This window comes from Streptococcus sp. SN3, from assembly GCF_030439905.1.
Window position 1 is genome coordinate 125,257 of the sequence record NZ_JAQFJF010000006.1, and the last position, 12,467, is coordinate 137,723.

The 12,467-nt window shown below is 36.8% G+C and carries 12 protein-coding genes and 2 pseudogenes; all 14 read left to right on the forward strand.

Annotated elements, in window-relative coordinates:
* The first annotated feature begins 7 nt into the window (after nucleotides 1-7).
* Nucleotides 8-742: a class I SAM-dependent methyltransferase gene (locus tag PCY71_RS11395; RefSeq protein ID WP_301412653.1), complete on the forward strand. Its 735-nt coding sequence runs from the start codon at nucleotides 8-10 to the stop codon at nucleotides 740-742.
* 40 nt (nucleotides 743-782) lie between these two features.
* On the forward strand, nucleotides 783-2,594 hold the full coding sequence (locus tag PCY71_RS11400) for an NACHT domain-containing NTPase (RefSeq protein ID WP_301412654.1): 1,812 nt from the start codon (nucleotides 783-785) through the stop codon (nucleotides 2,592-2,594).
* A 20-nt stretch (nucleotides 2,595-2,614) separates the two neighbouring features.
* Nucleotides 2,615-3,706, forward strand: a complete 1,092-nt coding sequence (locus tag PCY71_RS11405) for a nucleotidyltransferase (protein WP_301412655.1) — start codon at nucleotides 2,615-2,617, stop codon at nucleotides 3,704-3,706.
* A 114-nt stretch (nucleotides 3,707-3,820) separates the two neighbouring features.
* Nucleotides 3,821-4,537, forward strand: a complete 717-nt coding sequence (locus PCY71_RS11410) for a YebC/PmpR family DNA-binding transcriptional regulator (protein ID WP_119056568.1) — start codon at nucleotides 3,821-3,823, stop codon at nucleotides 4,535-4,537.
* 512 nt (nucleotides 4,538-5,049) lie between these two features.
* A complete protein-coding gene (locus tag PCY71_RS11415) occupies nucleotides 5,050-5,451 on the forward strand; it encodes a helix-turn-helix domain-containing protein (RefSeq protein WP_301412656.1) in 402 nt (133 codons plus the stop codon).
* Nucleotides 5,452-5,602: 151 nt separating this feature from the next.
* Nucleotides 5,603-6,061 (forward strand): annotated as a pseudogene (locus PCY71_RS14975) (SulP family inorganic anion transporter); the annotation flags it as partial.
* Entirely contained in the window at nucleotides 6,052-6,270 is a 219-nt protein-coding gene (locus PCY71_RS11430) for a hypothetical protein (protein WP_301412659.1), read from the forward strand. The pseudogene PCY71_RS14975 and the gene PCY71_RS11430, both read left to right, overlap by 10 nt.
* 170 nt (nucleotides 6,271-6,440) lie before the next feature.
* Entirely contained in the window at nucleotides 6,441-7,265 is an 825-nt protein-coding gene (locus PCY71_RS11435; protein ID WP_301412660.1) for an amino acid ABC transporter substrate-binding protein, read from the forward strand.
* 154 nt (nucleotides 7,266-7,419) lie between these two features.
* Complete coding sequence (locus PCY71_RS11440) at nucleotides 7,420-8,271, forward strand: MetQ/NlpA family ABC transporter substrate-binding protein (RefSeq protein ID WP_301412661.1); 852 nt, start codon at nucleotides 7,420-7,422, stop codon at nucleotides 8,269-8,271.
* An 89-nt stretch (nucleotides 8,272-8,360) separates the two neighbouring features.
* Nucleotides 8,361-9,734 (forward strand): M20/M25/M40 family metallo-hydrolase, encoded by a 1,374-nt coding sequence (locus PCY71_RS11445; RefSeq protein WP_301412662.1) that lies wholly within the window; start codon nucleotides 8,361-8,363, stop codon nucleotides 9,732-9,734.
* On the forward strand, nucleotides 9,727-10,788 hold the full coding sequence (locus PCY71_RS11450) for a methionine ABC transporter ATP-binding protein (RefSeq protein WP_119056556.1): 1,062 nt from the start codon (nucleotides 9,727-9,729) through the stop codon (nucleotides 10,786-10,788). Before PCY71_RS11445 ends, PCY71_RS11450 begins: the two co-directional genes overlap by 8 nt.
* Nucleotides 10,789-11,481 carry a methionine ABC transporter permease gene (locus PCY71_RS11455; protein WP_301412663.1) on the forward strand — a complete coding sequence of 231 codons (693 nt, stop codon included), beginning with the start codon at nucleotides 10,789-10,791 and terminating at the stop codon, nucleotides 11,479-11,481.
* Between the two features lie 150 nt (nucleotides 11,482-11,631).
* On the forward strand, nucleotides 11,632-12,018 hold the full coding sequence (locus tag PCY71_RS11460; protein WP_301412664.1) for an IS3 family transposase: 387 nt from the start codon (nucleotides 11,632-11,634) through the stop codon (nucleotides 12,016-12,018).
* Between the two features lie 171 nt (nucleotides 12,019-12,189).
* Nucleotides 12,190-12,319: pseudogene (locus tag PCY71_RS11465) on the forward strand (IS30 family transposase); the annotation flags it as partial.
* Nucleotides 12,320-12,467: the final 148 nt, after the last annotated feature.

The following is a 12,467-nucleotide window of genomic DNA, read 5'->3' on the forward strand; positions in this document are numbered from 1 at the left end:
TTAATGTATGACAACTTATGAAACCTTCGCATCAGTCTATGATGCTATTATGGATGACAGCCTTTATGATAAATGGACTAACTTTTCGCTCCGCCATTTTCCAAAAAATAAGAAAAAGCTCTTAGAATTAGCTTGTGGAACTGGGATTCAATCCGTGCGCTTTGCTAAAGCAGGTTTTGATGTGACGGGGTTGGATTTGAGCGAGGAGATGCTTGAAATCGCTCGTAAACGTGCCAAAGAAGCAGATGAAGCTATTGAATTTAAACAGGGCAACATGCTTGATTTATCGCAAGCTGGTCAATACGACTTGGTGACTTGTTATTCTGATTCAATTTGCTACATGGCCGATGAAGTTGAAGTCGGTGATGTCTTTCAGCAAGTTTACAACTGCTTGAACGAAGGCGGTGTTTTCGTTTTTGATGTGCACTCGACTTACCAGACAGATACTGTCTTTCCTGGTTATTCTTATCATGAAAACGCTGATGAATTTGCCATGGTCTGGGATACATACGCCGATGAAGCCCCGCATTCAGTCGTGCATGAATTGACCTTCTTCTTGCAAGACGAAGACGGGCGCTTCACACGCTACGACGAGGTCCACGAAGAACGCACTTACGAAATTCTGACCTATGATATTTTACTGGAACAAGCTGGATTTAAAAATGTTAAAATCTATGCAGATTTTGAAGACCAAGCACCGAAAAAGGAAAGCAAACGTTGGTTTTTTGTGTGTGAGAAGTAAATCAAATATTGTTAATCTTATGCTTAGGAGGTAAGGAAAAATGAGTATACCAGTACCATTTGGTGATATTATTGAAAAAGAAGTAATTACCAATATACCCAAAATTTATCAAAAGTTAAAGCAAATTTATAAGGACTTACAGTTTAAAACAGAAGAAGAGTTAGGTGTTGTTTATCAGAACTATTTAAAATTTACTTATGATAAATATTCTAAGGTTAAAACATTGCTTTATAAAAACGAAGGTAAGTTTATATATGATTTTTATGAACATGTTTATTTGAGTAGTGCTGGTTTAGAAAAGCTAGAAACTGATAATACTGAGCAGATTTTTAATAAGTCGTCTAATATTATTTTGACAGGAACTGGTGGGATTGGTAAATCAATGCTTGTAAAACATATTTTTATCAACCAAATACAACAAGCTACATCAATTCCAATCTTTATTGAGTTAAAATCTCTTAATGATTTTGAGTTTTTGGACAACAGGTTAATTGATTTTATTTATCAGGAGATTCGAAACCATCATTTAGATTTAGAAAAGCAATATTTTGAGGTGACTTTAAATGCTGGGAGGTATACAATAATTTTCGACGGATTGGATGAAGTAAATCCGTCAAAACGTTCGTGGTTAGATAGAGAGATTAAAGAGTTTGTAACTTTATACAATGAAAATCGGTATGTTTTATCTTCAAGACCGTCTGAGGAATTTATCGGATGGAATCAATTTATTGAGTATGAAATTAGTAAAATGGATAAGGTGCAGGCACTAGCTTTAATCAATAAACTGAATTATGATGAAAAAGTAAAAAAACGTTTTCATAAAGAATTAAAAGGTCATTTATATGATACTCATGAATCTTTTGCTTCTATCCCACTCCTGTTAACGATTATGTTAATGACTTACGAAGCTGGGGCTTCTATTCCAAATAATTTAACTGATTTTTATAATCAGGCCTTTTATACATTGTACCAAAGACATGATGCATCTAAATCAGGATACAAAAGAGAACTAAAAGCAAAATTAACTCCTGAGGAATTTCGAAATATATTAGCCTACATTGGTTTGAAAACATTCTTTGATGGGAAAGTAGATTTCGATAGAACTACACTTGATGATATAATTACTAAATATTGTTTAAAAAATAACTTTGAATTAAAGATGAATGATATAGTTTATGATGCGACTCATAGTGCTTGCATGATGCTTCAAGAAGGTGTTAGTTTAAAGTTCTCTCATCGTTCTTTCCAAGAATACTTTGCTGCAGTAGGTATTAATCAACTAGATGATAAACTTCAAAGACAGATATTAGTTAAGTGGTCTGAAGCAGATAGAAATAATATTACAGCGCATAGGACTTTTATGAATGCACTTTTTACAATACAGAAAGAAAGAACTTACAAAAATTTATGTATTCCAATTATAGAAAGTATGGATGAAAAGTATAGGAGAATGGGAGACATCACAGAGAGAATTAGTACATGTTTTAATTACTTTATCTGTAGCAAAGACAGTAGAGAAAACAAATTAGAATTGCGCTTTTTACTAACAAACGAAGTTCACTTTTACTTTAGTTTGCAATTTTTAATATTTGCTAATCTAGGTGTCGATATTTTGTCAATAAGTGATTATGAAAGTATAGAAAAATTAGAGGCTAGTATAGTATCAAATTGGAAGATAGATGAAAGAAAATATTATAATATGTTGACTGATGATGAAAAATGTTTAATAAATAAGTGGGTAAATGGCTGGTATTTTAGTAGACACAATTACTTAAAAGAATGGTCGATTAAATTCATTGAGGAAACAACCACTCAAAAACGGAGTCTACAGAATATAATAGATTCAATTTGACATTAAAATAGGAGCACTCCATGATTATCACCGGTATCATTGCAGAATTCAACCCCTTCCACAATGGTCATAAGTACTTGCTAGAGCAGGTTAAAGGTTTGAAGATTGTTGCTATGAGCGGCAATTTTGTTCAACGTGGTGAGCCTGCGATTGTGGATAAGTGGACTCGGACCCGAATGGCTCTGGAAAACGGGGCGGATTTGGTGCTTGAACTGCCATTTTTGGTGGCTGTTCAGTCAGCTGACTACTTCGCACAAGGAGCAGTAGATATTTTAGAGCGCCTTGGTGTGAATAAGTTAGCCTTTGGTACGGAAGAGGTCTTAGATTATCAACACTTTTCACAGATTTATGGGGACAATCAACAGAAAATGGTGGACTATGTGCAAAGCTTGCCAGATGATTTGTCTTATCCACAGAAAACGCAGAAAATGTGGGAAAAGTTTGCTGGTGTGAAATTCACAGGCAATACACCCAATCACATTTTAGGGCTGTCCTATGCTAAAGCTTGCGCGAATAAGGCTATCGAACTTCTCCCAATCAAGCGTCAGGGAGCTGGTTATCATTCACAAGAAGAAAATTTAAAATACGCCTCTGCTACGGCTCTTAGAGAGCGTCTTAATTGTCCAGATTTTTTGGAGAAATTTACCCCGGCTCATGAACTGCTGATTCAGTCTCCCAAAGTGACCTGGTCAGCACTCTATCCTTTGCTGCGTTACCAGATTATCAGTCATCCCGATTTGACGAGTTTTTATCAGGTTAATCAAGAACTTGCGGTGCGCTTGCAGGAAGCAGTGAAAAGCAGTTATAGCGTAGAGGAGTTGGTCGAACAAGTCGCAACCAAGCGATATACGAAAGCACGAATCAGACGAATTCTGACTTATATTTTGGTCGGTGCAAGAAATGATCAGTTGCCTAGCGGTATTCATATCTTGGGCTTTACTCAAGCAGGTCGAGAACATCTTAAAAAGATGAAAGGGAAAACAGACTTCATCAGTCGCATCGGTCAAGAACCATGGGATTCCTTAACCCAGCGAGCTGATTGTATTTATCAGCTAGGGAACGCCCAACTAGAGGAGCAGAATTTTGGGAAAATCCCGATAATAGTAGATTGATACAAAATTATTTTATAGAGCTAGACATTGTCAATAATTTGCTAGTGAAATTCAACCTGACTTGTGATATAATAAGAAAGATTGAAAAAGTGAAAATCTAAAGGAGAATATCCAATGGGACGTAAATGGGCCAATATTGTGGCAAAAAAGACTGCCAAAGATGGTGCAAACTCAAAAGTTTATGCTAAATTTGGTGTTGAAATCTATGTAGCAGCTAAAAAAGGAGAGCCAGATCCAGAATCGAACTCAGCTTTGAAATTTGTTATTGAACGTGCGAAACAAGCGCAAGTGCCAAAGCATGTCATTGACAAAGCACTGGATAAGGCAAAAGGAAACACAGACGAAACCTTTACAGAGGGGCGTTATGAAGGGTTTGGACCAAATGGTTCTATGCTCATCGTTGATACACTAACTTCAAATGTCAACCGTACTGCAGCAAATGTTCGCTCTGCCTTTGGTAAAAACGGTGGAAATATGGGAGCAAGTGGCTCAGTGTCTTATATGTTTGATAATAAAGGTGTGATTGTGTTTGCAGGAGACGATACAGATAGTGTCTTTGAACAACTGTTAGAAGCAGATGTAGACGTAGATGATGTAGAAGCAGAAGATGGAAGCATTACAGTTTATACAGCACCAACAGATTTGCACAAGGCCTTGACTGCTCTCCGTGAATCTGGTGTAGAAGAATTCCAAGTCACCGAATTGGAAATGATTCCGCAATCTGATGTGACCTTATCAGGTGAAGACTTAGAAACATTTGAAAAGTTGTATGCTGTTTTGGAAGATGACGAAGATGTCCAAAAAATTTATACAAATGTAGAAGGATTTTAATAGTGAAGAAAGAGGTGGTGGGACAGAAGTAAATATTTTTAATTTTTACTTCTGTCCTACCACCGCAGGGTTGCTTAGATACTCTTCTGAGCTTAAAAAGCAAATGAAGAGTCCGACAGCTACTGCGTCAAGAGTTTTTTACTAATACAGATTGAGACTGAGATAATTTTGTCCCAGTCTCTTTTTTTGTTACTTACTAATCTCTCAGTGTTTTTTAAGAAATTTAGTTATAAGACCGTAAGTATGTTGAGCTAGTATCTTCTTTACTTTGATAGAATAGACATGAAGTTTGGTAGAAAAGGTGGCTAGCTAATAATATGTAGTTGAAGAGTGAGGTTGGTTTCCAAGACTGCTTGTTGTAGCTTAGTTTATTCTAAAAATTCAAATAAGGAGCGTAAAAAGCAGACAAACCAGTGATAAACTATAAGTTGAGAGAAGTAAACTATTGGTCGATTGAGTTTGTAAGAAAAGGTGCTACAATATAATTAGCAAATGGAGGGAGGAAAAATTTGATGAAAAAACAAACACTAGGTATGATGATTTCATCATTAAGGAAAGCAAAAGGAATGACACAATTAGAACTGGCTGAAAAGATGGGGGTCACTGATAAGGCTGTTTCAAAATGGGAAAGAGATTTATCCTATCCAGATATTAATACCATTCCTAAATTAGCAGACCTGTTTGATGCATCGGTAGATGAGCTGATGCAAGGACAGACAGTGATGAAAGAAAACAAGAAAAATGGGAAATCTGATATTGTTGACACCGTGTTGAGAGGACTTGGAGTAGCCATGGGGATTGTTGTGGTGGTTTTATCTGCTTTAGGAAAAGTGGACACTAAGGCTGCACTGACAATGCTTGGACTTGGTTTAGCCAGTCTTTCAATCTCCTCACTAAAGGATAAAAACGAATGAGAAAGATTATTAAAGGCGATGGTGAAATAATTATCGCCTTTTCTGATACGTTTTCATATTCAGGTCATCTAGAGATTTTACATGGGGTTATATTACAATGGTAATAAGGTTCTCGCAAGCGTCTGGGAACAGAGAAAAAGAGGAGGGGAAAATGGACGCTTTTAAGCATATCAATCCTAAGTTTTTAGTATGGTACAGAATTATTGGGGTGCACAATTTGTCAAAGACCTTGTAGTAAGGATTATCGTGGCAATTATTGCCTTACCATTGTCAATTGCTTTAGCGATTGCTTCGGGGGTCAATCCAGAGCAAGATCTTTATATAGCTGTTGTAGTTGGTTTTTTCATTTCCTTTTTTAGGTGGGAGTCGTGTTCAGATTGGTGAGCCAACAGCCGCTTTGGTTGTTATCATTTATGGAATTATTGCGCAGTACGGTCTATCTGGTCTGACAGTGGCTACTTTCTTAGCTGGTCTAATGCTCGTCGGCATGGGTTTGTTGCATTTTGGTGACCTGATTAAATTTATTTCAAAGACCATCACTGTTGGCTTTACCCTTGGAATTGACGTTGGAATTATCGCTGGACAAATCAAGGATTTATTTTGTCTGAACAAGGTAAAAATGTCTTAATTCTTCGTATGCGCAGTGTGTCTGCAATGGATATTTCAGGATTGGATGCTCTTGAAGAGCTCCTTGGTAAATGTCAACGAACAATCTTACCATGTCATGGGAAAGCAAGCATTATTGATAGAGTTGGTGCAGACAACTTTTGTGCTAATATTGATGTCGCTTTAACGCACGTAGCTAGTTTAGAAAAGTAATTGAGTTTTCCACTATTCGTCAAATGTATCAATGTTTGGTAAAAATCTGATTTCGTTTAGCTCTACTTGATAAAGAAAATCTATCACTTTGATAAAAATCAAATAATAGTCAAGAAGAAAAATATTTGATATGATAGGATTTATCTTAATGAAAGAGGTTATGTAGGAATATGAAAAAAGTATTGAAATACTCTTCTTTAGTAGCTCTTGGACTTTTAACAGCAGGAATGTTAGCAGCGTGCTCTAATTCAAAGTCAGCTACTTCATCTGGAAAAACAGAAGTCAAAGTTGCAACGAATGCTTCACCAAAGCCATTTAACTATGAAGAAAATGGGAAACTAACCGGCTATGAGATTGAAGTTATTCGTGCCATTTTTAAAGGTTCTAATAAATACAAGGTCAAATTTGAAACGACAGAGTGGTCTGGTATTTTCGCTGGTCTAGATAGCGATCGCTACCAAATGGCAGTGAACAATATCAGCTATACAAAAGAACGTGCAGGTAAGTATTTGTATGCAGCTCCGACTGCTAAAAATCCAAATGTCTTAGTAGTGAAAAAATCTGATAAAACTATTCAATCATTGGATGATATTGGTGGTAAGAAAACAGAAGTAGTGCAAGGGACAACGACTGCTGCACAATTAGAAAAATACAATCAAGCACATGCTAACAATCCAACGAAAATTAGCTATACAAAAGCGGATTTTCAACAAATTATGAACCATTTAAACGATGGAAAGTTTGATTATAAGATTTTTGATAAAATTGGTGTTGAAACAGTTATTAAAAATCAGAAACTGGATCACCTAAAAGTGATTGATTTACCAAGCAATCAACAACCTTATGTTTATCCACTTTTAGCAAAGGGGCAAGATGAATTGAAAACATTTGTCAATAAGCGCATTCAAGACTTGTACAAAGATGGGACTCTGGAAAAATTATCTCAAAAATTCTTTGGTGGTAGTTACTTGCCAGCAGAAGCAGATGTGAAATAAGAAACTTAAAACCAACTAGATGCTAAATGTCAGCTGGTTTTTTAATAAATTTAGTTATAGCTTAAAACTATAACCCTTGTTATGAAATAACAATTTGTCAATCAGATAAATATGTGCGATACTATTTTCATAAGATTTTTAAAGGAGAATGAAAATGAAATTGAAAAAATGGTTTGGAATAACAGCTCTAGCAGCGACAGCAGTAATTGGTTTAACAGCTTGTGGTTCGGGAAATAAAAATACTGATGCCAAGACAGTTAAAATTGGTGTGATGACAAAAAGTGATTCGGAAGAAAAACGTTGGAACAAGATTCAAGAGTTGTTGAAAAAAGATAACATCAAGTTGCAATTTACAGAATTTACGGATTACTCTCAGCCGAATAAAGCGGTTGCTGATGGTGAAGTGGATATCAATGCTTTCCAACACTACTATTTTTTGAACAACTGGAATAAGGAAAACAAGCAAAACTTAGTCGCAGCAGCTGAAACTTATATTGCCCCAATTCGCCTCTATTCTGGTACAAAAAATGGGAAAAATAAATATACGAAGGTAAGTCAAATTCCAAATGGTGCAGAAATCGCAGTTCCAAATGATGCAACAAATGAAAGTCGAGCACTCAATCTATTGCAATCTGCAGGTCTGATTAAATTAGACAAATCTGGGAATGAATTGGCAACTGTGGCAAATATCAAAGAAAATCCAAAGAAATTGAAAATTACAGAATTGGATGCCAGTCAAACAGCACGCTCATTGACATCTGTAGATGCAGCTGTTGTCAATAATACTTTTGTTACTGAAGCAAAAATTGATTTTAAAAAAGCTCTGTTTGTTGAACCAAAAGATAAAAACTCAAAACAATGGTTTAATATCATTGCAGCTAAAAAAGATTGGGAAAAATCGCCAAAAGCAGATGCCATTAAGAAAATTATCAAAGCCTATCATACAGATGAAGTCAAAAAAGTAGTTGACGAAACATCAGATGGTCTAGATCAACCAGTTTGGTAAGATTCACCCTATTTATCTGTATTTCAGTTTGACAAAACTCAGTTGGAATCGCCGACTGAGTTTTGTCGCCATGACTATGAGGAAAAAAGATGACATTTTCAAGTGAAGAAGAACAAATTAAAAGATTTGAAGAGGATATGGTGGCACAAGACTATATTGCCGTTTTACGGGCATTGATTTCTAAAAAATCAATCTTTGCCCAACAGGTTGGTCTACAAGAAGTTGCTGCTTATCTAAAAGAAATCTTTATAAAAGCCGGTGCAGAGGTGGAATTAGATGAAAGCTATACAGCGCCATTTGTGATAGCAAAATTTAAAAGTCAGAATCCAACAGCTAAGACAATTATTTTTTACAACCATTATGATACAGTTCCGGCAGATAGTGATCAAATTTGGACAGATGATCCGTTCACTCTATCTATTCGGGATGGTGGCATGTATGGTCGTGGAGTCGATGATGACAAAGGGCATATTATTGCACGTTTGACGGCTGTTCAAAAATACCTACAAACGCATGATGGCTTGCCTGTTACTGTCATTTTTATCATGGAAGGTGCGGAGGAATCAGCTTCGGTTGATTTGGAGAAATATCTAGAGAAACACAAATCTCTTCTACATGGAGCAGACCTGTTGGTTTGGGAACAAGGCATTAAAAATTCTTTAGGTCAACTTGAAATTTCTGGTGGAAATAAGGGAATTGTCACGTTTGATATCAAGGTTAAAAGTGCAGAAGTGGACATTCACTCCAGTTTTGGTGGCGTGATTGATTCAGCTTCTTGGTACTTGATTAATGCCCTTACTAGTTTGAGAAATAAGGATGGACGCATTAAAGTAGAGGGACTTTATGAACAAGTAATGACACCCAATCAACGAGAATTGGCTTTGGTGGAGAGATACGCTCAGCGCAGTCCAGAAGAAGTAGAAACCATTTACGGTTTGAAATTACCTTTATTACAAGCGGAGAAAAAAGATTTTTTAAATCGAATCTTCTTTGAACCTTCTATTAACATTGAAGGGATTACTTCTGGTTATCAGGGGCAGGGGGTGAAAACTATTCTTCCTGCAGAGGCTTCAGCAAAAGTAGAAGTTCGTTTAGTTCCAGGACTAGAACCTCATAGAGTATTAGAATTAATCCGAGAACAACTCGATAAAAATGGTTTTGATAAGGTGGAATTAATCTATACTTTGGGCGAAATGAGTTATCGTAGTGATATGAGTGCGCCCTCTATTCTCAATGTTATTGAGTTGGCTAAGAAATTTTATCCAGAAGGTGTTTCTGTTTTGCCTACAACCGCAGGAACTGGTCCCATGCACACTGTTTTTGAAGCACTTGAAGTGCCAATGGCAGCCTTTGGTCTTGGCAATGCGAATAGTCGTGACCATGCAGGTGATGAAAATGTACGCATTGCAGATTATTACACCCATATTGAATTAGTAGAGGAGCTGATTGCAAGTTATGAGTAAAGAAATGATTCAGTTAGAGCACATTGATGTAACTTTTCAACAAAAGAAACGTCAGATTCAAGCAGTTAAAGATGTGACACTTCATATTCAAGAAGGAGATATTTATGGAATTGTTGGCTATTCTGGGGCTGGAAAATCAACCTTGGTTCGTGTTATTAACCTACTGCAAGTTCCAACGAATGGGAAAATTATTGTAGATGGGGATGTTCTTTTTGACAATAAAGTAACTCTGACAGCAGAACAACTGCGTCGCAAACGTCAAGATATCGGCATGATTTTCCAACATTTTAATTTGATGAGTCAATTGACGGCAGAAGAAAATGTAGCTTTTGCGCTCAAACATTCTGGCTTATCAAAAGAAGAAAAGAAAGAGAAAGTACATACGTTGTTGGAGCTCGTTGGCTTAGCAGATCGCGCTGAAAATTATCCCTCTCAGCTTTCTGGAGGGCAAAAACAACGGGTTGCAATTGCACGTGCTCTTGCCAATGATCCCAAAATCTTAATTTCGGATGAATCAACCTCTGCACTTGATCCCAAAACGACCAAACAAATCTTAGCATTGTTACAAGATTTGAATCAAAAGCTCGGATTAACGATTGTTTTGATTACTCATGAGATGCAAATTGTCAAAGATATCGCTAATCGTGTTGCAGTCATGCAGAATGGACGACTGATTGAAGAAGGATCTGTCTTGGATATTTTTTCTAACCCTCAGCAAGACTTAACCAAAGACTTTATCTCCACTGCAACAGGGATTGATGAAGCTATGGACAAAATTGAACAGCAAGAGATTGTCAAACATTTAGCCTCAAATAGCCTATTAGTACAAATGAAGTATGCGGGAACCTCTACAGATGAACCCTTGCTGAATGAGATTTACAAACATCATCAAGTTACTGCCAACATACTTTATGGAAATATTGAAATTTTAGGGGGAACACCTGTCGGAGAACTGGTCGTTGTTTTATCTGGTCAAAAGGAAAATCTAGTAGCGGCTAAAACAGCTATTTGTGAAGCTGGGGTTCAATTAACGGTATTGAAGGGAGAAGCATAGATGGAAAACTTTATTCAAACATACTTGCCGAATGTTTATCAAATGGGGTGGAGTGGTCAAGCTGGCTGGGGAACAGCTATTTACTTGACATTATATATGACAGTCACTTCTTTTATTATTGGTGGATTATTAGGGTTAATTGCTGGGCTTTTTCTTGTTTTGACTGCTCCGGGAGGAGTCTTGGAAAATAAAGTAGTTTTTTGGGTTTTAGATAAAATCACGTCAATCTTTCGCGCAATTCCATTTATTATTTTGTTAGCCGTTCTTTCTCCGTTTTCCCATTTGATTGTAGGAACTAGCATTGGACCAAATGCAGCTATCGTACCACTTTCTTTTGCTGTATTTGCTTTCTTTGCTCGTCAAGTTCAGGTTGTTCTCGCCGAATTAGATGCTGGTGTGATTGAAGCTGCTCAAGCTAGTGGAGCGACTTTCAGTGATCTAGCAGGTGTCTATCTACGCGAAGGTCTGCCAGATTTGATTCGTGTGACGACTGTGACTCTCATTTCTCTGATTGGGGAAACAGCCATGGCCGGTGCTGTCGGAGCCGGCGGGATTGGCAATGTTGCTATTGCTTATGGTTTCAATCGTTATAACAATGATGTCACTATTTTAGCAACAGTGATTATCATTATTCTTATCTTTACTATCCAGTTTGCTGGTGATTTTTTGACTAGAAAGTTAAGTCATAAATAGACAACTAAATATGATTGTTAAAGATAAACAATAAATATATGAAGAAATGATATAAAAATTCTATGATAATAGGCACTACACCCCCAAAATGAGACACAAGAAAACCACTTCTGTTGAAATCTAGGAAACTAGAAACAGGAGTGTTTTATTATGGTCAAAAAAACCTGTTCAGTGGAAACTAAGTTAGCCTGTATCGAAATGAAGAAAGCAGGTAACTCTAACAAGGTCATTAAGAAGACGTTGGGATTGAATGATGGTCAGATTTATACATGGATGAGATGGCATAAGAACGAAGAGCTCCACCGTTTCCATCCACCTGTTGGTAAGCAAGATTCCTACGGTAAAGGTCTGGAGGAGCTATCTGAAGTAGAACAACTACGACTACTTAAGAAAATCCATGGACTAATCGTTAATCGCAAGAAAGTCTATCGAATTATGAAGGAAAGAGGTTGGCTCTGTCGTGCACGTCCTAAGAAGGTGCCAAATATAGGTCAGCCTTACTATGTGACAGAGAATAAGCTAGATCGTGATTTCTAAGTAGAAAAGCCACTGGAGAAGCTTGTCACAGGCATTACCTACCTCTACTTTGGGAACTGTAAACTCTACCTATCTTCCGTCATAGATCTCTATAATCGTGAGATGGTAGCTTACACCATTTCAGATTGTCAAGATACTAACTTTGTATTGGATACGCTCAATCAATTGGAATTGCCTAAGGGAAACAAAAATGCGACTCAGCAAACAAGTCGCATTTATTGAAAATTGGATAAATGACTATCCAAAGAAGGTATTAGATTACAAATCTCCTAGACTGGTTTTACAAGAGGGGCAAACTTAGGCTTGAATTTTGGCACAGGGAAAAAAGCTAGAGGAAAATAAAAAAAGATGAAAAAAAGTATTGACAAGAAGAGGAGGAGGTGATATACTAAGATAGTTGTCGCTTGAGGGCGATAAAGACCTTTGAAAACTGAACAAGACGAACCAAT

Coding starts and splice junctions, on each gene's coding strand:
- PCY71_RS11435 (WP_301412660.1), top strand. CDS start 6,441: ATGAAAAAAGTATTGAAATACTCTTCTTTAGTAGCTCTTGGACTTTTA.
- PCY71_RS11405 (WP_301412655.1), top strand. CDS start 2,615: ATGATTATCACCGGTATCATTGCAGAATTCAACCCCTTCCACAATGGT.
- PCY71_RS11440 (WP_301412661.1), top strand. CDS start 7,420: ATGAAATTGAAAAAATGGTTTGGAATAACAGCTCTAGCAGCGACAGCA.
- PCY71_RS11460 (WP_301412664.1), top strand. CDS start 11,632: ATGGTCAAAAAAACCTGTTCAGTGGAAACTAAGTTAGCCTGTATCGAA.
- PCY71_RS11410 (WP_119056568.1), top strand. CDS start 3,821: ATGGGACGTAAATGGGCCAATATTGTGGCAAAAAAGACTGCCAAAGAT.
- PCY71_RS11450 (WP_119056556.1), top strand. CDS start 9,727: ATGAGTAAAGAAATGATTCAGTTAGAGCACATTGATGTAACTTTTCAA.
- PCY71_RS11395 (WP_301412653.1), top strand. CDS start 8: ATGACAACTTATGAAACCTTCGCATCAGTCTATGATGCTATTATGGAT.
- PCY71_RS11415 (WP_301412656.1), top strand. CDS start 5,050: ATGAAAAAACAAACACTAGGTATGATGATTTCATCATTAAGGAAAGCA.
- PCY71_RS11455 (WP_301412663.1), top strand. CDS start 10,789: ATGGAAAACTTTATTCAAACATACTTGCCGAATGTTTATCAAATGGGG.
- PCY71_RS11445 (WP_301412662.1), top strand. CDS start 8,361: ATGACATTTTCAAGTGAAGAAGAACAAATTAAAAGATTTGAAGAGGAT.
- PCY71_RS11400 (WP_301412654.1), top strand. CDS start 783: ATGAGTATACCAGTACCATTTGGTGATATTATTGAAAAAGAAGTAATT.